The 22,073-nt window shown below is 36.1% G+C and carries 17 protein-coding genes; 5 read left to right on the top strand and 12 right to left on the bottom strand.

The window, feature by feature from the left end; translation table 11 throughout:
* Positions 1-12: 12 nt before the first annotated feature.
* The 7 genes from folB to KKI44_RS09705 form a co-directional block, all read right to left on the bottom strand.
* Positions 13-375 (bottom strand): dihydroneopterin aldolase, encoded by a 363-nt coding sequence (folB, locus tag KKI44_RS09735; protein WP_214590824.1) that lies wholly within the window; start codon positions 373-375, stop codon positions 13-15.
* Positions 376-380: 5 nt separating this feature from the next.
* Positions 381-1,682 carry a threonine synthase gene (gene thrC / locus KKI44_RS09730; protein WP_214590823.1) on the bottom strand — a complete coding sequence of 434 codons (1,302 nt, stop codon included), beginning with the start codon at positions 1,680-1,682 and terminating at the stop codon, positions 381-383.
* Positions 1,683-1,693: 11 nt separating this feature from the next.
* Complete coding sequence (locus tag KKI44_RS09725; protein ID WP_214590822.1) at positions 1,694-2,617, bottom strand: homoserine kinase; 924 nt, start codon at positions 2,615-2,617, stop codon at positions 1,694-1,696.
* Positions 2,618-2,627: 10 nt separating this feature from the next.
* Positions 2,628-5,072, bottom strand: a complete 2,445-nt coding sequence (thrA, locus tag KKI44_RS09720; RefSeq protein WP_214590821.1) for a bifunctional aspartate kinase/homoserine dehydrogenase I — start codon at positions 5,070-5,072, stop codon at positions 2,628-2,630.
* Positions 5,073-5,396: 324 nt separating this feature from the next.
* Complete coding sequence (nadA, locus tag KKI44_RS09715; protein WP_214590820.1) at positions 5,397-6,416, bottom strand: quinolinate synthase NadA; 1,020 nt, start codon at positions 6,414-6,416, stop codon at positions 5,397-5,399.
* A 97-nt stretch (positions 6,417-6,513) separates the two neighbouring features.
* Positions 6,514-7,080: a guanylate kinase gene (gene gmk / locus KKI44_RS09710; protein ID WP_214590819.1), complete on the bottom strand. Its 567-nt coding sequence runs from the start codon at positions 7,078-7,080 to the stop codon at positions 6,514-6,516.
* A gap of 92 nt (positions 7,081-7,172) precedes the next feature.
* Positions 7,173-8,018 carry a YicC family protein gene (locus KKI44_RS09705; RefSeq protein ID WP_250902188.1) on the bottom strand — a complete coding sequence of 282 codons (846 nt, stop codon included), beginning with the start codon at positions 8,016-8,018 and terminating at the stop codon, positions 7,173-7,175.
* A gap of 46 nt (positions 8,019-8,064) precedes the next feature.
* Between KKI44_RS09705 and KKI44_RS22795 the strand changes: the two genes are divergently transcribed.
* The 3 genes from KKI44_RS22795 to KKI44_RS09695 all read left to right on the top strand — a co-directional run bounded on the left by KKI44_RS22795 (position 8,065) and on the right by KKI44_RS09695 (position 10,834).
* Positions 8,065-8,193, top strand: coding sequence for a hypothetical protein (locus KKI44_RS22795; protein ID WP_262899426.1), 129 nt, complete (start codon positions 8,065-8,067; stop codon positions 8,191-8,193).
* A gap of 311 nt (positions 8,194-8,504) precedes the next feature.
* On the top strand, positions 8,505-9,422 hold the full coding sequence (gene miaA, locus KKI44_RS09700; protein ID WP_214590817.1) for a tRNA (adenosine(37)-N6)-dimethylallyltransferase MiaA: 918 nt from the start codon (positions 8,505-8,507) through the stop codon (positions 9,420-9,422).
* A gap of 338 nt (positions 9,423-9,760) precedes the next feature.
* A complete protein-coding gene (locus KKI44_RS09695) occupies positions 9,761-10,834 on the top strand; it encodes a hypothetical protein (protein ID WP_214590816.1) in 1,074 nt (357 codons plus the stop codon).
* A gap of 292 nt (positions 10,835-11,126) precedes the next feature.
* Here KKI44_RS09695 and KKI44_RS09690 read toward each other — a convergent pair whose 3' ends face one another.
* The 4 genes from KKI44_RS09690 to KKI44_RS09675 form a co-directional block, all read right to left on the bottom strand.
* Entirely contained in the window at positions 11,127-12,539 is a 1,413-nt protein-coding gene (locus tag KKI44_RS09690) for an efflux transporter outer membrane subunit (RefSeq protein WP_214590815.1), read from the bottom strand.
* 722 nt (positions 12,540-13,261) lie between these two features.
* Positions 13,262-16,444, bottom strand: a complete 3,183-nt coding sequence (locus tag KKI44_RS09685) for an efflux RND transporter permease subunit (protein WP_214590814.1) — start codon at positions 16,442-16,444, stop codon at positions 13,262-13,264.
* Positions 16,445-16,666: 222 nt separating this feature from the next.
* On the bottom strand, positions 16,667-17,827 hold the full coding sequence (locus tag KKI44_RS09680; RefSeq protein WP_214590813.1) for an efflux RND transporter periplasmic adaptor subunit: 1,161 nt from the start codon (positions 17,825-17,827) through the stop codon (positions 16,667-16,669).
* Positions 17,828-18,188: 361 nt separating this feature from the next.
* Positions 18,189-18,785, bottom strand: a complete 597-nt coding sequence (locus tag KKI44_RS09675; protein WP_214590812.1) for a TetR/AcrR family transcriptional regulator — start codon at positions 18,783-18,785, stop codon at positions 18,189-18,191.
* A gap of 301 nt (positions 18,786-19,086) precedes the next feature.
* Here KKI44_RS09675 and KKI44_RS09670 point away from each other — a divergent pair, with 301 nt between their 5' ends.
* Complete coding sequence (locus KKI44_RS09670; RefSeq protein ID WP_076390886.1) at positions 19,087-19,641, top strand: thioredoxin family protein; 555 nt, start codon at positions 19,087-19,089, stop codon at positions 19,639-19,641.
* A gap of 172 nt (positions 19,642-19,813) precedes the next feature.
* On the opposite strand, the gene KKI44_RS09665 is transcribed toward KKI44_RS09670, so the two are convergent.
* Positions 19,814-20,719 carry an AraC family transcriptional regulator gene (locus KKI44_RS09665; protein WP_214590811.1) on the bottom strand — a complete coding sequence of 302 codons (906 nt, stop codon included), beginning with the start codon at positions 20,717-20,719 and terminating at the stop codon, positions 19,814-19,816.
* Positions 20,720-20,842: 123 nt separating this feature from the next.
* Between KKI44_RS09665 and KKI44_RS09660 the strand changes: the two genes are divergently transcribed.
* Positions 20,843-22,072 carry an MFS transporter gene (locus tag KKI44_RS09660; protein ID WP_214590810.1) on the top strand — a complete coding sequence of 410 codons (1,230 nt, stop codon included), beginning with the start codon at positions 20,843-20,845 and terminating at the stop codon, positions 22,070-22,072.
* Position 22,073: the final 1 nt, after the last annotated feature.

Genomic DNA, 22,073 nt, shown 5'->3' with positions numbered 1-22,073 from the left:
TTAATATTTAGTTTAAGGCTTAAAACTTTTTTCAAGTTCTATACTTGCACCCGTCATTTCCCCTTTCATTGGCGGAGCTGTTTTGGTAATTTTTAATTTAATATAATCTACCTGCGGAAACCTTTCATGTATTGCAAAAATAATTCTTCCTGCTACATGTTCCAGCAATTTAGATTTTATTTTCATTTCCTCATGAATGATTTCGTTGATTTCTGCGTAACTGATGGTATCATTCAGGTCATCAGAAACTGCTGCATTCCAGAGGTCAGTATGAAGTTCTGCATTTACAATATAATAGGTACCAACAATATTTTCTTCCGGAAGAACACCGTGGTAAGCGTATATTTTTACATTTTCTAAATAAATCCTGCTCATAACTCTTAAATTTCTGTAAGCAAAAATCGTTTTAATTCTGCAAAATCTGGATTTATTTCAATACTTTTTTTCTCTTTTTTCATTAATAATTCTAAAGACTCAGGTAAATCTACTGAAGTCTGAATGGCTTTTTCTACTGCCTGAGGAAATTTTACGGGATGAGCGGTTCCCAGAATAAAGCCCTTTTTAGGATTGTCTTCAAAGTGTTTTTCCATAGCAGCATACGCAACTGCAGCATGAGGATCGAGCAGATGACTGTATTTTTTATATACATTTTTAATAGATGCTAAGGTTTTTTCATCATCCACAGAATATCCTGAAATCATATCCGTCACATCCTGAAACTTATTCCCGAAAAGCGTTAAAATTCTCACGAAATTACTCGGATTTCCTACATCCATTGCGTTAGAAAGCGTAGCTACTGTTTCTTTTATCTGTAGTTTTTCTGTTTTTAAATAGTTGGGAATAACATCGTTTTCGTTACACGCAGCAATAAAATGTTCTACAGGAAGTCCCCGGAAATAAGCTAAAATTCCGGCACACAGATTACCAAAGTTTCCGCTTGGGACAGCGATTACAGGCTTTTCTTTTTCTGTTTTTTTCCATTGCTTCAGGGCGAGCAGATAATAAATTTGCTGGGGAAGCCATCTTGCGACATTAATGGAATTGGCAGATGTTAAAAATAATTTCGAATAAATTTCTGAATCCGAGAAAGCCTGTTTTACTAAATTCTGGCAATCATCAAAGCTGCCGTCAACTTCTAAAGCAGAAATGTTTTCGCCGAGTGCCGTTAACTGCTTTTCCTGAACTTCGCTTACCCTATTTTTTGGGTAAAGAATAACCACATTAATATTTTCAGTTTTATAAAATCCATTCGCAACGGCTCCTCCCGTATCTCCGGATGTAGCCACCAAAACGGTTACTTTTTTATTCTCACTTTTCAGGAAATAAGACAGACAGCGGCTCATAAATCGGGCTCCCACATCTTTAAAGGCTAAAGTTGGACCATGAAAAAGTTCTAAAGAATAGATGTTTTCATTGATTTTTTTCAACGGAATTTCAAAATTGATGGTTTCTGAAACGATTTCTTTTAAAATCTCCGAAGGAATTTCGTCGCCCACAAAATCTTTCATGCATCGGTAGGCAATTTCTACATCGCTGTAAAGGTCTAAATTTTCAATAAAATCTTTTTCAAATAATGGGATATATTCTGGGAAAAACAGTCCTTTTTCTTTTCCCTGTCCTTTTATGGTAGCTGTTTTGAAATCAACAACTTCTTCTTTATCTTTTAAATTATAATACTTCATAGGCTGATTTTTTATTCTTCAATAATTTCTATTCCTTTAGGATTTACTTTAGAAACATACGCGAAACTTTCAATGTTGATTTTACTGTAAACAGATTTCATCATTTCTGCTATTTCGTATGAAATTTTTTCATTCTCGGAAAGCATAAAAACCGAAGGTCCGGAACCTGAAATACCCCCGCCTAAAGCGCCTAAACCGAGACTTTTTTCTTTAATTTCATTAAATTTAGGAATCAGGAGACTTCTTACAGGTTCTACGATAACATCCTTTAAACTTCTTCCGATCAGTCCGAAATCATTATTCTGAATTCCGGCAACCAGACCTGCAATATTTCCCCATTGCTCTATGGCATCCTTCAGAAGAATGTTTTTCTTCAGAATCTGTCTTGCATCAGAAGTTTTTACTTCAATCTGCGGATGAACCGCCGTTACAAATAAGTCCGGAGAATTCAGCGGAATGATATCAATGGGATTTGAAGATTTGATTAATGTTATTCCACCAAAAATACAGGGTGTAATATTGTCTGCATGTTTCACCCCTGAAGCTAATTCTTCACCAAACATGGCAAAATAAATCATTTCCTCTTTAGAAAGAATATTTCCCAGCAGACGGTTGGCTCCAAAAGCAGCTCCTGCTGCACTTGCCGCACTGGAGCCCAATCCGCTTCCGGGTTTTATCTTTTTATGGATGATTACCTCAAAGCCGTTTTTAAGATGTAATTCCTCCTGAATTTTCAATAAAACTCTTCCTGCAACATTTTCTGAAGTTTCTTCCGGCAGTCTGAAATCGTCTGTGTGTCTGATGATGATTTCAGAGGTTTCCAGCAGTTTCAGTTCCATTACATCAAACGGTTCATGGATTGCCATTCCTAAAATATCGAATCCGCAAACCAGATTGGCAATGGTAGCCGGAACTTTTAATTTTACTTTTTTCATAACTCAATTTTTAAACAGAACGGAGGATATCTGCGAAAACACCACTTGCAGTAACTTCTGCACCGGCTCCCGCACCTTTTACAACAAGAGGCTGTTCATAATACCTCAACGTTTTGAAAATTACAATATTATCTTTTCCATACAGGTGGAAAAGATCGCTTTCCGGAGCAATATGCTTCAGTCCTACTTTTGCTTTTCCCTCTTTAAATTCAGCAACATATTTTAAAATTTTGCCTTTACTTTTTGCTTCTTCCAAAAGATTCCTAAAATGATCTTCATATTTGGAAAGTGCATTATAAAAGTCGTTTACGCTTCCTTTCATGCATTCTTCAGGAAGAAAACTTTCATTTTCAACAGAAGTAAACTCAATGGGATAGCCTGCTTCTCTGGCAAGAATGATAATTTTTCTGGCGACGTCTGTTCCTGCCAAATCAAGTCGGGGATCGGGTTCTGTGTAACCTTCTTTTTGAGCCTGAGCCACAATTTCAGAAAATGTTCTGCTTCCGTCATAATTATTGAATACAAAATTCAAAGTTCCGCTGAGAACCGCCTGAATAGAAGTAATTTTATCACCGCTTCGGATAAGATCATTAATTGTTCCGATAATCGGCAATCCTGCTCCCACATTGGTTTCAAATAGAAATTGACAACTGTGGTTTCTGGCTGTATTTTTTAAATTTTTATAATTTTCAAAATCAGAAGAGGCGGCAATCTTATTACACGCAACAATATTTACACTTTTCTTCAGAAGTTGCTCATAGATACTTGGAACTTCGGAACTCGCGGTAACATCTACGAAAACAGAGTTTCTTAGATTTCTTGAAATAATTTCCTGCGCAAATTTTTCCGCAGAAGCTTCCTGACCATTTTGATCGAAGTTGGTAAATTCATTTTCTGAAATCCCTTTTTCTGAGAAAATCATTTTACGGCTGTTGGATAATCCAGCAATTCTTAAATTAACAAGAAGGTGTTCTTTAAGATAGTCGTTCTGGCTATAGATCTGCTGAATTAACTTCATTCCCACATTTCCTGTTCCGCAGATGTAGAGATGCACCTGTTTTATTTCGGACTCAAAAAATTCTTCATGTAAAACATTAACCGCTTTTGTAATATCTTTTTCTGAAATAACAATGCTGATATTTTTTTCTGATGATCCCTGAGCAATTGCTCTGATATTGATGCCGTTATTTCCCAGACAACCGAACATTTTGGCACTTACGCCGCTTCTGCTTTTCATGTTTTCTCCCACCAAAGCAACAATCGCAAGATCTGTTTCTATCTTTACCGGATCAATTCTTTTGAGTTTTAAATCATCTTCAAAAGCAGAATCAATGGCACTTTTTGCGTTGAAAACATCTTTTTCGCTGATCGCAATTGTAATAGAGTGTTCTGAAGAACTTTGGGTAATTAAAATGACATTAATTTTCTCCTGACTCAGACACTGGAATAGTTTTGCAGAAACTCCGGGAATGCCTATCATTCCGCTTCCTTCTACAGTAAGCAGAGCAACGTGGCTCATATTGGATACACCGACAGCAATTTGTTCATTTTCAAAATGAGATTTTTTTGCATAATGAGAAATCAATGTACCCTGAGCTTCTGGATCGAAAGTATTTTTGATTCTCAGGTTGATATTTTTCACCATTACCGGCTGAATGGTGGGAGGATACAAAACTTTTGCCCCAAAATGAGAAAGTTCCATCGCTTCGGAATATGAAATTTCAGCAATAGGTTTTGCATTGGAAACCAATCGCGGATCTGAAGTCATCATTCCGTTTACATCGGTCCAGATCTCAAGTTCATCTGCATGGATAACGGAAGCAATGATTGAAGCTGTGTAGTCTGAACCTCCTCTTCCTAACGTTGTGGCATTTTCTTTTACATCTTTCGCAATGAATCCCGGAGTGATAATGATCTGATTTTTATTTTCATTCAGAAATTGGCTGAGATTATTTTCTGTGGCTTCAAAATTTACTTTTGCATTGGTGAAATTACTGTCTGTAACGATGTGAGAATCCATCCAGCAAGCATCCGAACCATTTGATTTCAGTCTGGCTGTAATAATATTTGAAGAAAGAAATTCGCCATATGATGTAATTTTATCTTTGATTCTGTCTGTAAACTCTTTCAATATAAAAATGCTGTTGCAGATGTCCTCAATATCATTAAAATGTTTTTTTACGAAACTGAGCCATGAACTTTGTTCTGAAAAAGGAATCAGGTCTTTAACAAGATCTAAATGTTTTTCTTCGAGATTTTTAAGGATTTGAAGATAATTTTCATTATTGTGGGAAGCGGCTTCTGCAGCCTTTATCAATTGATCTGTAACCCCGTGAAGTGCTGAAACTACAACGATGATTCTGTTTTTCTGAGATTCTTTTTTAATAATGTTTTCTACTAACATTATATTTTGTGAATGGGCAACCGAAGTGCCTCCGAATTTTAAAACTTTCATTATTTGTTTTTTAATTATAGAAAATTGAATTTTACTCTTTAGAAAAAAAGAGTACGCAGACTTATAATGATATGTGAAAATGCACCCCGTTATGGGGTAGTTGTAGTTGTTGTAGCAATAATAGAAACAAAAGATACTTCCGAAATTGAGAAAATCGGAGTGGAAATATCAGATATGTTTATTAAAAAATTCATTGCTGTATGAACAAATGTACAAATTTTTTTTAAATCTGAAATTAAATAAGCTTTTATTTTGAATTTAATATAAACAATGCTTATCTATATTATTACGAACAAAAAAGCACTGCCAAAACAGTGCTTTTATTTATTTTATACTTTTTGAAAGATCAAGCATCGCTTCGATAGGCTTTAAAGCTCTTAATCTTAAATCTTCATCGATGATGATTTCCGGAAGCTCATATTTCATACATAAATACAATTTTTCCATGGTATTACGCTTCATGTAGAAACATTCCGAGCAGTTGCAGCTTTCATCAAAAACCAGAGCAGGAATTAATTCTTTATGAGGAGCACGTTTTCTCATTTCGTGGAGAATTCCTTCTTCTGTAGCGATGATGAATTTCTGGCAGTCGTCTTTTTCAACATAATTCAACAGGGCAGAAGTGGAACCTATAAAATGAGCCAGCTTTAAAACGGCTTCTTCGCTTTCAGGGTGTGCAATTAATTTTGCATCTGGATTATCTGCCAGTTGTTTTGCAATTCTTTCCATAGAAAATGCTTCGTGAACGATGCAGCTTCCGTCCCAAAGAATCATATCGCGTCCCGTTTTCTGAGATAAATATCTTCCTAAATTTTTATCCGGTGCGAAAATTATCGGTCGGTCTTTCGGTAAGGCTTCAATTACCGTTTCAGCATTTGAGCTGGTAACAATAATATCACTTTCCGCTTTCGTTTCTGCGTTACAGTTAATGTACGTTGCAACCAAAGCATTCGGATGCTGTTCGCGCATTTTTCTCAAACCTTCTCCGGAACATCCGTCTGCTAATGAACATCCTGCCATTGTATCGGGAAGAACTACTTTTTTAGTCGGATTCAGAATTTTAGCCGCTTCCGCCATAAAGTGAACTCCGCAGAAAACAATCATGTCCGCATCCGTATCTTTTGCCTGTCTTGCCAGTTGCAGAGAATCTCCCAGAAAATCAGCAATATCCTGAATGTCTCCGGGTTGATAATAATGCGCCAGAATAACGGCATTTTTTTCTTTTTTCAATTTAAGAATTGCCTGTACAAGCTCTTCTCCTTGAGGAATTGCTATATCTTTTATATCCAGAAATCCTCTTACAGGAATCGCAGATTTAGCTTTTTCTAATGTTTCGGTACTCATATCAACCTCAATGTTTTAGAATCAGAAATTAAAATTCAGGAATTAAAATCAGAATTTTGATGTTGTTTAATAAACCTCAAGCTTCTGTTTCTATTCTTTAACTTCCAATAAAATTTTTTATTAAACTTTCTATTTCTTTTTTTGCTTCGTTAAGATCACTGTTGATGACAATTTTATCAAATTCTTTAGCGTAAGACATTTCTTCTTCTGCCTTTGCAACACGCGTTTTGATGGTTTCTGCATCATCTGTATTCCTTGAGATCAATCTTCGTTCCAGTTCTTCAATGGAAGGCGGTTCAATGAAAATCGACAAAGCCTGTTCTCCGAAATATTTCTTTAAGGAAATTCCGCCTTTTACATCAACATCAAAAATAACCACTTTTCCTTCGTTCCAGATCTTTTCTACTTCGGATTTTAATGTTCCGTAGTATTTGTCGGTATAAACCTCTTCAAATTCTACAAAAGCATTTTCAGCAATCTTCTGTCTGAATTCATCGGGTGTTAAAAAATGATAATCCACTGCATGAACTTCACTGCCTCTCGGCTGTCTTGTTGTACATGAAATCGAAAATTTCAGTTCATTAAAAACCTCCAGAGAATGCTTTACCAATGTTGTTTTTCCGCTTCCTGACGGTGCAGAAAATATGATAACTTTATTATTCAAAGTTTTTAGTTTAAAGTTAAAATCTATTATTCAAAATTATTTTGCTTATCCAAAGTTTTTTTACATTGAATTTTAAACATTAAACGTTGAATTTAAAGCACATTTAACGTCTGCTCTTTAATCTTCTCTAGATCATCCTTCATCATCACGACCAGTTTCTGAATTTCCGAATGATTGGCTTTGGAACCTAATGTGTTGATTTCACGACCGATTTCCTGAGAAATAAATCCAAGTTTCTTACCGTTGAAATCTTCATTATCCATTACTTCTTTGTAATATTTCAAATGTTGGGAAAGTCTTACTTTTTCTTCCGAAATATCCAGTTTTTCTGTAAAATAAGCCATTTCCTGATAGAAACGCGTTTCATCTACGTTCTCAAACTCTTTTAAAGTTTTCTGATAACGTTCCTTTACTGCAGAAATTCTTTCTTCTTCGAACGGAATAACCTCACCTAAATATTTATCAATATTCTGAATATTTCTTTCCAGCTCTTCATGCAAAATTTTACCTTCCTTTCTTCTGAATTCTTCAAAACGATCCACGGCAGCATTTACAATTTTTGCCAAAGCTTCCCATTCTCCTTCAGATAATTCGTCAGGTCTTGAAGTTATCGCATCCGGAAGCCTCACTGCCATTTTCAGATATTCGAAATCAGGTCCGTCTGAAGCGATATTTTTCAGCTCATTCATGTAAGAATCAATTAAGCTTTTATTGATTTTCACATCATTGGACTCCTCAAGATTTTCTATATTGATGTAGCAGTCTACTTTTCCACGGATTATTCTATCGTTCAGAATTTTTCTTACCTCAAATTCCTTCTCTTTATATCTCAAAGGAATTTTGATATTTAAATCGAAGCTCTTGCTGTTCAGGGATTTAATATCGATGGTAATTTTTTTGCCTTCAAAAACGTCTTCGGCTCTACCAAAGCCGGTCATTGATAAAATCATAGTTTTTTATTGTCTTACAAAGATAAACAATTAAGTGTATAGTTTTGCTAATGTTGAAAGAGCGAAGCGGGAAGAAGGAAGAAGGAAGAAGGAAGAAGGAAGAAGGAAGAAGGAAGAAGGAAGCGGGAAGATTGTTGTGTATATTATTGAATACCGATTTTAACTTCCATCTTCGTTCTTCCCATCTTACATAAAGTAAGTCTTCAGTAGTAGGAAAGTTTATTTGAACCATTAAGATTTAATTTAAGGAGTTTAGAATATTAAGGTGAGTTCTGCTTTAAGTCATGATATTTTCTAAAAATCTATCTGATTCTTAATTGTACTTAACTCCTTAAATTAAATCTTAATGGTTTATTTTAGAATAAAAAAGTTCGCGCAATCATTTCGTAAATTTTTAACTTACCTAAGAAACATGGAAATATATTGTCTTTTTTTCGGTAAAATAGAATTCACTCATTTTCGTAAATTAGCGCGGTGAAAAAGAAAAATTTAATTTCTGTTGTAGGACCCACCGGAATTGGTAAAACAAGACTGGCAATTGATCTGGCAAAACATTTCAGCACAGAGATTGTTTCGTGTGATTCGAGACAGTTTTTCAGGGAAATGAAAATCGGAACGGCTTCACCGTCTGCTGAAGAACTTGCCGAAGCACCTCATCATTTTATCGGAAACCTTTCCGTTGAGGAATATTATTCCATAGGGCAGTATGAAGAAGATGCATTAAAAAAAATCAGTGAACTTTTCGAAAAACATGATACCGTCATTTTAGTTGGTGGAAGCATGATGTATGAAAAAGCGGTGATTGAAGGTTTGAATGATTTGCCTGAAGCGGATGAAAACAATCAGAAAAAATTACAGGAAATTTTCGAAAAAGAAGGAGTCGAAAAACTTCAGGAAATTCTGAAAGAGCTTGATCCCGAATATTTTGCCATAGTAGATTTTCACAATCACAGAAGACTTTTACGCGCCATCGATGTTATTTGGCAGACGAATAAAAAATATTCTGAACAAATTGCTGTTTCGCAGGATTCCAGAGATTTTAAAACCATCCGGATCGGAATTGAAGCACCGAGAGAAGACTTGTATTACCGGATTAACAGGAGAGTGGATATGATGATGGAAAAAGGCTTGCTGGAAGAAGCAAAAAGTCTGGAGAAATTTAAACATCTCACCGCTTTGAATACGGTTGGCTATTCAGAATTATTTAAATATTTTGAAGGAGAATGGGATCTTGATTTTGCCGTTTCCGAAATTAAAAAAAACAGCCGAAGGTACGCAAAACGACAATTGACTTGGTATCGGAAAGCAGATGATATTCATTATTTACAGTTGGGATATTCGCAGGAGGATTTTGATGTGGTTTTAGAATACATTAATCAGAATATTTCGTAGCATATAGTATAGGTAACATAAAAGCTATAACAAAAAAATCGCATTCCGAATGCGATTTTTTTTGCATTTGTGTTAATTAACGAATTTGTTTTTTTAACCAAATACTATTTTTTCATAGATAATTTATCCCTCAATTTACATATACAAAAATAAAGGTAGAGTTGTGTTTATATATTTTTTAATGAGCTTTTGGTAATTCAGAGTTTTTAGTTTTTACACTGCATAATAGTCCCTCTCAGAATAATAATGATTACACAAAAGCTCATTTTGAAACAAAAGCACTGAAGAACTTAAAATGAATTTATATCGCTTTTAAAAATGTAAGATAGATCTGTTAAATGATTGATATACAATTAAAAATATCTTCAGCTATTGTGGTGAACTCATCTACAATAAATCTAGAGTGCTTCATGACGTTTTTGAAAAATTTATTATCTCCGTCATATCAAAATAGTAGTAAAAACACATATCATTTTAATATAAAATTAAATCTCATGAGAAAGTCAATTATTTATTTTAGTATTTTAGTTTGCCTTTTCATAAATGGGCTTGCTCAGACGGGAAATGTAGGAGTTAATGAAACGTCTCCTGCATCAACTTTGGATGTTAAAACAATATCAGGTTCGAATACAAAAACTTTTCGTTTACGTAATAACAGTGGCTCAGAAACTTTGACAGTACTGGAAAATGGAAATGTGGGAATAGGGCAGCCCAGCCCGGGCTATAATTTAGAAGCTAAAGGTACAATTGCTTTTCCAAATGTCCTTAGCAATACTTTGTCCTCAGGCTATAATGCTTTGGGAATAGACAATACTACTGGTCAGGTGGGTATTTTTACAGCGGGAGCACCTCCTTATCTGTATGGCGAACTTCAGACTGCAGGTTTAGCATTCAACTTAACAACAGCTGCCGGAAATGTTGTCCGTGCTTTGGATCTATCCAGTGCAGATTTAGCGGTAAATACTATAAGTGCTACCTATGGTGTAGCTGCTTCTGCAACAATAGATGGAAGTGCAAGAAGTAATGTCGCTTATATTGTTCTGCCAGCAGTCGGATATTATCGTTTGGATTTGGTATGGTATGGTGTCTGTAGCACCGGTACTGTTGTGACAAATTCCAGAGAATTAGTCGGAGTTAATACTACCATCGCTTTGGCAAGCTCGGGTACCAGTTTTACTACTTATACTGTAAATAGAAATATTTGGGTTGCAGATAGTGATTCCGCAGGAAATATCTCAGGTTATATTACTGCGACACCAAATAGAGCAAACACTATCTTTAGAACAACTGTCGCTAATACTAAAATTGCGGTTTTCATTGGTTATGGTGTTGGAGACGAAATCTCAGGATGTCAAATTGCAAAGCCTAATGGTGCAATAAGTAACGGTAGTTATTCTATTACTAAATTATAATTCTTCACACTTTATAATGATGGCTTTGCATTTCTCTACTATAGAATGTAAAAAATATTATTTAGTTTTAGTGAAGTCGATTATAAGAAAAATAAAATATGATTTTAAAAACACGAAGGAGGAAATCGTCTCGAAGAGATTTGGGACGATTTCGTATTTGAAATTGTTTTATCGTCATATATTTGCTGTTTAATAAAATAACCAGTACCTAATTTTTTGTAAAAGCTTGCTTTGATTAACAAAAAATGCAGCCCCGAAAGACTGCATCCCATAACAATATAATTCAAATTTACTACTTCCAGCCGCCACCTAAAGCCCGGTACAAATCGACAATACTGCTCAATCTCTGTCTTTTTACGGACGCGAGATTCAGTTCTGCCTGTAAAGAATTTCCCTGAGCTGTTATTACTTCTAAATAGTTTGCCATTCCGCCTTTGTACAGCATTTCGGCACTTTTAATTCCATTTTTTAAGGTTGCCACCTGTTCCGTTGCTTTTTCTTCCTGAACTTTTAAACTCTCATTAGAAACCAAAGCATCAGAAACTTCTCCCACTGCATTTAAAACCGACTGACGGAACGCCAATACGTTTTTCTCTCTCTGAATTTTAGCCACATTTAAGTCCGTTTTCAATTGTCTTTTCTGGAAAATCGGCTGAGTCAATCCTCCCAAAACAGACCCGAACAAAGAAGCCGGAATCTGAAACCAGTTATCAATTTTAAATGAATTGACACCGCCATTTGCCGTAATTTTCAAGGAAGGATACATATTTGCCTGCGCAATTCCCACCATAGAATTGGATTCCAGCAAAACCAATTCCTGTTGACGAACATCCGGACGACGGCTTACCATTGCTGCGGGAAGTCCTGCGGAAATGTCCTGTGGTAAAGAAGTTTCAGACATTTCAATCGTTCTGCTGATTTTTCCCGGATTTTCACCCACTAAAATACTCAATGCATTTTCCTGAATGGCAATATTTTGCTCCAATTGTGTAATCAAAAGTTCAGTCGATTGTTTCTGGGCGGTTGCCTGCTGAACTCCCAAAGAAGTGGTGTCACCGCTTTGCCATAATTTTTCTGTAAGAGAAAGCGTACGATTGCTGAGTTCCAGATTAGATTGGGCGATCTGCAATTGTTTATCCAGCATCAACAGATTGTAATATCCCTGCGCAATGGCTGCAACAACCTGTGTCTGAATGGCTTTTGTTGCTTCGTAAGTCTGCAGATACTGCATTTTTGAAACTTCCTGCTGATTTTTAATTTTGCCCCAAATATCTGCTTCCCAAGACAAATTGAATGCTGCATTGTAATCTTCAACATAGCTTTTTCCTAAGAATAGGTTTAAACTTTGTCCGTTCATGCTGTTTTTGGAAGGCTTTGAAATCTGTGCGGAAACTCCGAAACCAACATCGGGATATTGAAGATATTTTGCCTGTTTTAATTTCTCCTGTGAAGAAGCAACCTGTTTTAAAGCAATCTGTAAATCGTAGTTGTTTTTAATTCCTTTTTCGATTAAGTTTTGCAGCATCGGATCGCTGAAAAACTTTCTCCATTCCAGATTCGCTACACTTGCAGTATCTGCTGTTGCGGTATATTTAAAGGTTTCGGGAAGCTCCAGTTCAGGCTCCTTGTATGCCAGTTTCGACACACAGGAGACTGAAACCAAAGCCAGTCCAAAAGTGATGATGATATTTTTTATTCTTTTCATAAAGGTTTAAATTTTTAATGGATTACAAAACTTTGAGAAATTGTTTCAAGCAGTTTTTTTTCTACTTTTTGTTTTGAAATTTTTTAACGCAAAGGAAAATTTTTGATATAAAATATTTAAGTGAGCAAAGATTTAATCAATGAAATTGATTTTAAGAAGCGAACTTTAATCATGCAGCTTCATCAGTGACTTGTCGCTTTCTTTGCTTCTTTAAAAATATTAGTAATTAATAATAAATCTTTGCGTTTAAATTCCTGTTTGAAAATCTCAAAGTTTTTTTACTTTTTGTTTTGAAATTTTTTAATGCAAAGGAAAATTTTTGATATAAAATATTTAAGTGAGCAAAGATTTAATCAATGAAATTGATTTTAAGAAGCGAACTTTTAATTATGCAGTTTCATCAGCGATTTGTCGCTTTCTTTGCTCCTTTAAAAATATTCGTAATTAATAATAAATCTTCGATTAAATTCTTGTTTGAAAATCTCAAAGTTTTTTTACTTTTTGTTTTGAAATTTTTTAACGCAAAGGAAAATTTTTGATATAAAATATTTAAGTAAGCAAAGATTTAATCAATGAATTAATTTTAAGAAGCGAACTTTTAATCATCCAGCTTCATCAGCGACTTGTCGCTTTCTTTGCTCCTTTAAAAATATTCGCAATTAATAATAAATCTTTGCGTTTAAATTCTTGTTTGAAAATCTCAAAGTTTTGTCAATCATATATTAATGAGCCGCAGCTAAAAGTTCTTGCTCCAGTTTCTGTCTTTGAAGTCTTTTCTTTTTTCTGCTCGGCATTTTTTCATGTAAATACTGGAAAATCACAAACATCACAGGAATAATGAATACTCCGAATACAACTCCTGTCAACATTCCGCCCACAGTACTCATCCCGATTGAGTGGTTACCTTTTGCGGAAGCTCCCTGAGTCCAAACTAACGGCAGCATCCCGATGATGAAGGCAAATGAGGTCATTAAGATCGGTCTCAAACGCAGTGTTGAAGCCTGAAGTGCAGATTCCAGCAATGATCTTCCTGCATTTCTTCGTTGTACGGCAAATTCTACAATAAGGATCGCGTTTTTCGCCAATAATCCGACCAGCATGATCAATCCGACCTGAACGTAAATGTTGTTATCAATTCCGGCAAGTCCCGTGAAGGCAAATACTCCGAAAATACCTGTAGGAATCGTTAAAATAACTGCAAACGGAAGAATGTAACTTTCGTACTGCGCTGCCAGTAAGAAATAGACAAACAAAATACTCAGCATAAAGATAAATGAGGTCTGTCCGCTTGTTTTAATCTCTTCACGGGTGATTCCCGTCCATTCGTAACCATAACCTCTAGGAAGTGATTTCTGTGCTACTTCTTCCACTGCTTTAATCGCATCTCCGGTACTGTAACCCGGCTTCGGTGTTCCGTTGATCGTTACCGCATTGAAAAGGTTGTTTCTGGTCACCGTTTCAGGTCCGAAACTTCTTTTTAAAGTCACCAATGTTTTTACAGGAACCATTTCGCCGGATTTATTTTTAACATAAATTCCTTCCAAAGAATTCGCATCGGTACGGTAAGGAATATCTGCCTGAGCCATTACTCTGTAGTACTTCCCGAATCGGTTGAAATCTGAAACAAAGCTGCTTCCGTAATAAATCTGCATCGTCTGCATCAATTCTGTAATTGAAACGCCTAACTGATTGGCTTTATCATTATCAACTTCAATCGTGAATTGAGGATTTCCTGCTGCATACGTTGTAAACGCGAAGGCAATTTCCGGACGTTTCATCAATTCTCCGATGAAAGCCTGAGTGTTGGTTCCTAATTGTTCCAAAGAGCCGTTCGTTCTGTCCTGAAGCATAAATTCAAAACCGGAAACGTTACCAAATCCCTGAACGGTAGGGAAATTGAAGAAGAATGCATTGGCATCTTTCACCTGCGAAACTTTCCCTGTTAATCCTGCTGCAATCTGATCGGGATCGCTGATTTCACCTCGTTGATCATGGTCTTTTAATTTAATGAAACCTGCGGAATACGGAGAAGCATTGGCGTTACTGATGAAGTTCAGACCGTCTGCAACCCAGAGATTTTTTTTCGCTTTTTCTCCGTTGATGATTTTATCAATCTGCTCTGTTGCGTTGTGAGTCCTGTCTAATGAACTTCCCGGAGGAGTATTCACGGCATACAAAATGAAACCCTGATCTTCGGTAGGAATAAATCCTGACGGTGCTTTTTTAATTAAGAAAACACTTGCAGCAGTTAGTAAAACCAATCCTCCAACGGCAACCCATTTGTTTTTAATTAAAAATTTAAGACTGTAAATATATTTCTTCGTTAATTTATTAAAGCTTGTATTGAAAGCATTGAAAAATCTCGCTCCGAAACCTGTTTTTTTCCCATGTTCACCGTGTTCTCCCTGAGGATCATTTAATAATAAAGCACAAAGAGCCGGACTTAATGTTAAGGCATTCACCGCAGAAATCATAATGGCAATTGCCAGTGTAAAGGCAAACTGTCTGTAGAAAACTCCTGCAGGTCCCTGCATGAAACCAACCGGAATAAATACGGCACACATCACCAGAGTAATGGAAATAATGGCTCCGGAAATTTCACTCATCGAACTTGTTGTGGCTTGTTCCACAGGCATTCCGGTATGTTCCATTTTGGAGTGAATGGCTTCTACTACCACAATTGCATCATCCACTACAATACCAATCGCGAGTACCAAGGCAAACAAAGTCAGCATATTGATACTGAAACCAAATAACTGTAAGAAAAAGAAGGTACCAATAATCGCAACAGGAACCGCAATCGCAGGAATTAAAGTAGATCTGAAATCCTGAAGGAAAATATACACTACAATAAATACCAGAATAAATGCGATCACTAAAGTTTCAACAACCTGATGAATAGACGCGTCTAAGAAATCTTTAGAATTGTACATGATGATCGGTTCCACTCCTTTTGGAAGCGTTGTTTTGAACTGGTCTACCTGTTTTTCAATTTCCGTTAAGATCTCGTTGGCGTTGGAACCAGCAGTCTGCATAATCGCAAATCCGGCTACCGGTTTCCCGTCCACTCTGTTAGCTGCTGTATAGGTATAAGATCCGAATTCTACTCTTGCCACATCTTTTAATCTTAAAAATGAACCGTCTGTATTGGCTTTAATAGCAATGTTTTCGTAGTCTTCGTTCTTGTTTAATTTCCCTTTATACTTTAAAATATATTCATAAGTTTCCTTGCTTCCCTGTCCTAAACGACCGGGAGCGGCTTCTAAATTGTGATCTTTTACCGCGTTCAGAACTTCCTGAGGCGAAAGTCCGTTTGCTGCTAATCTGTCCGGTTTCAGCCAAAGTCTCATGGAATAATCTCTCGTTCCGAAAACCTGTGCCTGCGCTACTCCGGGAATACGCTGAATCTGCGGAATGATATTAATTTTCAGATAATTCTGTAAAAAAAGTTCGTCATATTGTTTAGGATCGTTACTGGATAACCCCATGAACATGATCATACTGTTTTGTACTTTCTGGGTAGAAACTCCCGCCTGAACAACTTCCTGTGGAAGCTGGCTCATCGCTTTGGATACACGGTTTTGTACGTTTACCGCCGCGTTATCTGCATCAGAACCCTGCTTGAAGAAAACATTCAGCGTCATCGTACCGTCGTTACTGGAGTTGGAAGTCATGTACGTCATGTTTTCAACCCCGTTCACAGCTTCTTCGATAGGCGTGGCTACAGAGCGCGCAACAACCTCCGCATTGGCTCCCGGATAAAATGCCGTTACCTGAACGCTCGGCGGAGCAATATCCGGAAAGAGGGCAATGGGTAAATTAAAGAGGGAGAGCGCCCCCAATAATAAAAGTATTATGGAGATCACGGTAGAGAGTACCGGTCTTTCTATAAATTGTTTTAACATAAGAAGTTTATTTTTTAATGTGGTTTAAACTTTTTAGCTTTAAATTTTTAACACTTAAATAGCTTTTAGTTTAATTAAAAACTTTGCATGAAGTTCACTTTAGCTGAAAATCAAAGATTTTCAAAACCTTATGTGTACTTGTTGAGCGATTGCTTTTTAACTTACAGTAAATTAAGTGTTTAAAAACTTTTATGACTTTTGTGGTTAAAGAAGTTTAAACGGTTATAATGGTTTTGCTTTCAGTAAGCTGTCGGATGAAATCGCTTTCGGCTTGATAGAAGCACCATCTTTTAACATTCCGATTCCTGTGAATACAATCTTTTCTCCCGGCTGTATTCCTTCGGAAATAAAATAATAGTTTTCAGTTTTTCCTGAGATTTTTACAGGCTTACCGGTTACTTTCTGGTCTTTACCAACTACATAAACATAGGTTTTATCCTGAATCTCAAACGTAGATTCCTGAGGAATAATGACAGCATTCGATATCAATTGAGGCATACGAACTCTACCTGTATTTCCTGTTCTCAACGTACCGTTGGTATTTGGGAAAACAGCACGAACGCTGATTGCTCCTGTAGATTTGTCAAACTGTCCGTCTACGATGCTCATTTTTCCTTTTTGCGGATAAATGCTGTTGTCTGCAATCACCAAATCTACCATCGGCATATTTTTCAATTTTTCTTCTAAGCTTGCTCCCTGATATTTATTTTGAAAAGCAATGAAATCAAGTTCGCTTAAAGAAAAGTAGGCGTAAATCTCGCTGATGTCTGATAGTAAAGTCAGCGGATTCGGATCTGTTCTGGAGATCAGACTTCCTTTTTTGTGAGGAATTCTTCCGATGTATCCGCTTACCGGAGCGGTAATCGTTGTAAATCCGATATTGATTTTTGCTCCTCCAACTGATGCTTTCGCCTGTGAAGCGGCGGCAACTGCGGCTGCATAATTTGCTTTTGCAGTTCTCAATTGTACCTCGGATACGACTTTTGCAGCAACCAAAGGCTCTAATCTGTCAACCTCCACTTTTGCTTTCTGGATATTGGCATTGGCAACCTGTAAATTGGCATTTGCCATATTCATCTGTTCTCCGTAAGCTCTTGAATCTATTTTGAATAATGGCTGTCCGGCTCTTACGTAAGCGCCTTCTTCCACATAGATTTTATCTAAATATCCGTCGACCTGAGACCGGATTTCCACGTTATTTTTTCCTTCCAAAGCAGCCGGAAATTCCTGATAGGTTGTTGCCGGTGATGAAATAACGGTGTAAACAGGAAGTTCAGGAGCGGGTGGTGCAGCGTTGACTCCTTCTGCAGCCTTTGTGCAGTTTTGTAAAAGAATAATACTTGAGATCAGTACAATGAGTCTTATTTTTCCAAATATTTTCATTTTGAGTTTAAATTTTTAATGAAATGTTAAATTAAGTAGTGATGTTTTTAATTTGAATTATGTTATTTTTTCTAACAGTGTTAATTTTTAGGTTAAAAAAATTTTCAAAATTCTTAATGTGATTTTAGATTGTTGTTTCCATGAGAAGAACTTTTTATTGTTGGTTAAATATGATTTAGATGAGGTGTGAAATGTGTTACTTTTGCTAACGGTGTTAATTATTCAGGACAAAAAATGATTATCAATTCATTGGTTACATTCTACATGATTGTTTTTTTAATTTTAAATTCGGTTTAAATGAATACTTTATATTAATTGATGTTAATATTCCTAACGGTGTTAATTTTTAATTCAAAAAAGATTACAAAGACTTAATGAAAGCAGAAACGGTTTCATCAAGAGTCGTTTTGTTCATCGTAGAAGGAATATCGTCATTACGCATCATCATGATCGAGATCAAGCCATGAACTGCTGAAAACAGGGCGTGCGACATGTGACAGGCATTATCCGGATTGGATCCGTTTTTCTTAATAATTTTATAAGTACAATCGTAAAGCATATCCTGAAACGAAGAGAATTCTTCTTTCATCATACCTCTTCCGCTGCACTGCATTCCCAATCCGAACATAAGCTGATAATACTCTTTATTTTTAAATGCAAATTTCCAGTAGGCATCAACAATAGCTTTCAGTTGCTCGTCCGGAGCTTCATATTCTCTCTGGGCTTTCAGTAATTCTATGTGTAAACAGTTGAAACCATTCAGCGAAATTTCATACAAAATCGCTTCTTTGTTTTCAAAATAATCATAAACCACCGGTGCGCTGTATTCTATGGCATCAGCAATTTTTCTCATGGAAAGGGATGCCCATCCTTCGGTTTTAGCCAAAGAAAAAGCCGCATCCAGAATACTGGCGCGTATATTTTCTTTTTCTCTTTGCCGACGTTCGTGCAGACCCATGATTTTTAATTACTAACAGTGTTAGCAAAACTACAAACTTTTGAGGATATCTTCCAAACAAATTTTATGCTTTAACTTTTAAAGTAAGATTATTGAAGTGTCTGTAAATTGGCTTGGATGCCGGAAGGATGGGAGCTGGAAGTATTTTTAATGTGTTGATATTTTAATTATTGTAAAAATTAATAGAGTTTATAGTCCCATTCAATCGATTGTAATTTCTGAAACTACCATCTTCTCGCATCCATCCTCCATACTATAATGATCAAGAAATTCTATATCTTTGTAACCAAATAAAAAAGTTATGAATACTCCCTCAAATATGATCGAATTGGGTACAAAAGCTCCTTTTTTTGAGCTTCCGAATCCGTCAAAAAGTAACGAAATTCAGTCTTTGGATGATCTGAAAGGCGAAAAAGGAACTTTGGTGATCTTTATGTGCAACCACTGTCCGTTTGTTCTTCATGTCATTGATAAATTAACTGAACTGTATGAAGATTACAACGAAAGAGGAATTGAATTTATCGCCATCAATTCGAATGATGTGGAAAAATATCCCGCAGATTCTCCGGAAAAAATGATTGAATTCCAGATTGAAAGAAAGTTTGATTTCCCTTATCTATACGACGAAAGTCAGGCAATCGCAAAAGCATATGATGCTGCCTGCACACCGGATTTCTTTTTCTTCGATGAAAAACTGGATTTAATTTACAGAGGACAGATGGACGATTCCAGACCGGGAAATCACAAAGAAGTAACGGGAGAGGATTTAATTATTGCTTTCGAAAATCTTTTGTTGGGAGAACCGCAGGAAGAAATTCAGAAACCGAGTATGGGATGCAATATCAAGTGGAAGTAATTTTTGGCTGATCGTAGCAGGTTATCAGTTGATGGCTTTGCAATTCAAATACATAAAGCTGTTCTTTTTGAACAGCTTTTTTTGTTTGTAATGATTTATAAATGAGTTGTTTAATTTTAGTTAGAAAAGTTATCCACAATTTTATCCACAGAGTTATCCACAATTTATTTTGCTAAAAACTTGCTTTCACTTTTACTTTTTCTTCTACTTTTAAATCTACATTCACCCTGTTCTGTGCAAAATTTTTCATGAATTCTGAAGGGGTCTTTCCTGTATATTTTTTAAACATTCTGTTGAAATACGTTACATTATTAAAACCGCAGCTGTAACTGCACTCTGAAATACTTTTGTCCTGTGCCATCAGTAAACAGGCTTTATTGATGCGGTAGCGGTTCACAAATTCGGTGAAAGTGATCTGAGTTGCTTTTTTGAAAAAATTACAAAATGCAGGCAAAGTGAGATTGGCAAGTTTGGCAACATCCTCAATGTCAATTTCTTTATCATAATGATGTTCCACGTAAGTGAAAATATTTTCGAGCCTCGTTTTATTTTTAGAAATAATGGTGTAGGGCATGATCTCTTTGTTAAGAAGTTCATAGTCTTCACTTTTTGAAAGTTCAAATAAAATTTCCAGCAATAATAAATATCTTCTGTATCCTTCAGATTCCAGCATCAGTCTCAGTTTTGGAAGCATATTAATATGAACCTCATCATGAAAATGAATTCCGTATTTTGACAGCTCCAGAAGATTTTTAATGGATCTTGCTTCAACTTCCTGTTGAGGAAACTGCAGGATTTCTTCCTTAAACTGCAAAACAATTTCTTCATGCGGATCGATGGAGTTCAGTCCAAAACCGGAGTGAGGAATATTGGAGCCAATTAACACCAGATCTCCGTTCGTATAATTGCTTTTATGATAACCAACGTGGCGCGTTCCGCTCCCGGAAACCACACACACGAGTTCAATTTCGGGGTGATAATGGTATTCCCATTTGAATTCTGAAATAGGAGAATTGTTGTGAATCGTACGAAAAGAGCTCTTTTCATCGGGGACTACGCGTTCAAAAGTGACTTTCATTTAGTTAATCATAATTTGTTTCCTAAAATAATAATTATATTAATATGGTTCAAATATTCATTTATAATGTTAAATTAACGTTAAGGCAAATGCTTATATCTTAGCCCACAAGAAATTATATGAATGAAAAATTTCAATATTAAGGCGGTTTTATTTTTAAATTATTTTGTTTTTGCCATTCTACTGAATTCTGTAGGAACGGTGATTTTACAAATGCAGCAAAACTTCGGGATCTCCAAATCTTCAGCCAGCGTTCTGGAAGGTTTTAAAGATCTGCCTATTGCGATCTGCTCTTTCATTCTGGCTTCGTTTTTACCTAAAATAGGAATCAAAAGATCGATGCTGATCGCTTTGCTTTTGGTGAGCTGCATGTGTTTCGTAATGCCTTTTGCCAATGCATTTTGGTTGTTCAAATTATTGTTTACGATTGTCGGGGTTTCTTTTGCGTTAATTAAGATTTCCGTTTTCACTTCTATCGGTTTGGTAACGGATTCAGATAAGGAGCATTCAAGTTTTATGGGTTATCTGGAAGGTTTTTTTATGATCGGCGTATTAATGGGAAATGTTTTATTCAGCTTATTTATAGATGACCATAATCCGAGATCAACCCATTGGCTGAATGTGTATTGGGTTTTGGGAGGGATTTCCACACTTTCATTTTTGTTTTTATTCTTCACAAAATTAGATGAACATGAAACGAGAAGCGAGAAAACGGACTTGCTTGGAGATCTTAAGAACAGTGTAAGTTTATTCAGCTATAAAAAAGTCCTGTTCTTTTTACTGTGTGCTTTCCTTTTTGTCTTGGTAGAGCAGAGTTTCCAGACATGGACACCCACTTTTTACAAAGAGATTTTAAAAGTTCCGACTTCCATGAGTATTCAGGCGGGAGCGGTTTTGGCAGGAGCTTTTGCTTTGGGGAGATTCTTATCAGGATTCTTCTCTAAAAAGTTCAGTTGGATCTACGTGGTTTCGTTTTGCGTGGTAGGATTTGCCATAAGTATCTTATTGGTTCTGCCATTAACTCACAATATTAGTATTGATGCGGGAACAACTTGGTTAAATGCCCCTTTGGTTGTTTACTTATTTCCTTTGATGGGCGGATTACTAGCTCCGATTTATCCAAGCATCAATTCTGTGATTTTAGCATCCATTCCGAAATATTTACACAGCGCAATGTCGGGTTTAATTGTGGTTTTCTCTGCAATCGGAGGAACCATCGGATCGATTATTACAGGTTTTGTGTTTCAGGAATTCAGCGGACAGCAGGCATTTTACCTTTCGTTAATACCGCTTTCCCTGTTGATTGTTTCAGCAGTTATTATGAACAAATTAAAAATAAATCCTAAAAAATAAA

The organism is Chryseobacterium sp. ZHDP1 (assembly GCF_018603435.1).
Taxonomy (GTDB): Bacteria; Bacteroidota; Bacteroidia; order Flavobacteriales; family Weeksellaceae; genus Chryseobacterium; species Chryseobacterium indicum.
This window is presented reverse-complemented; position numbering and strand designations above follow the sequence as displayed.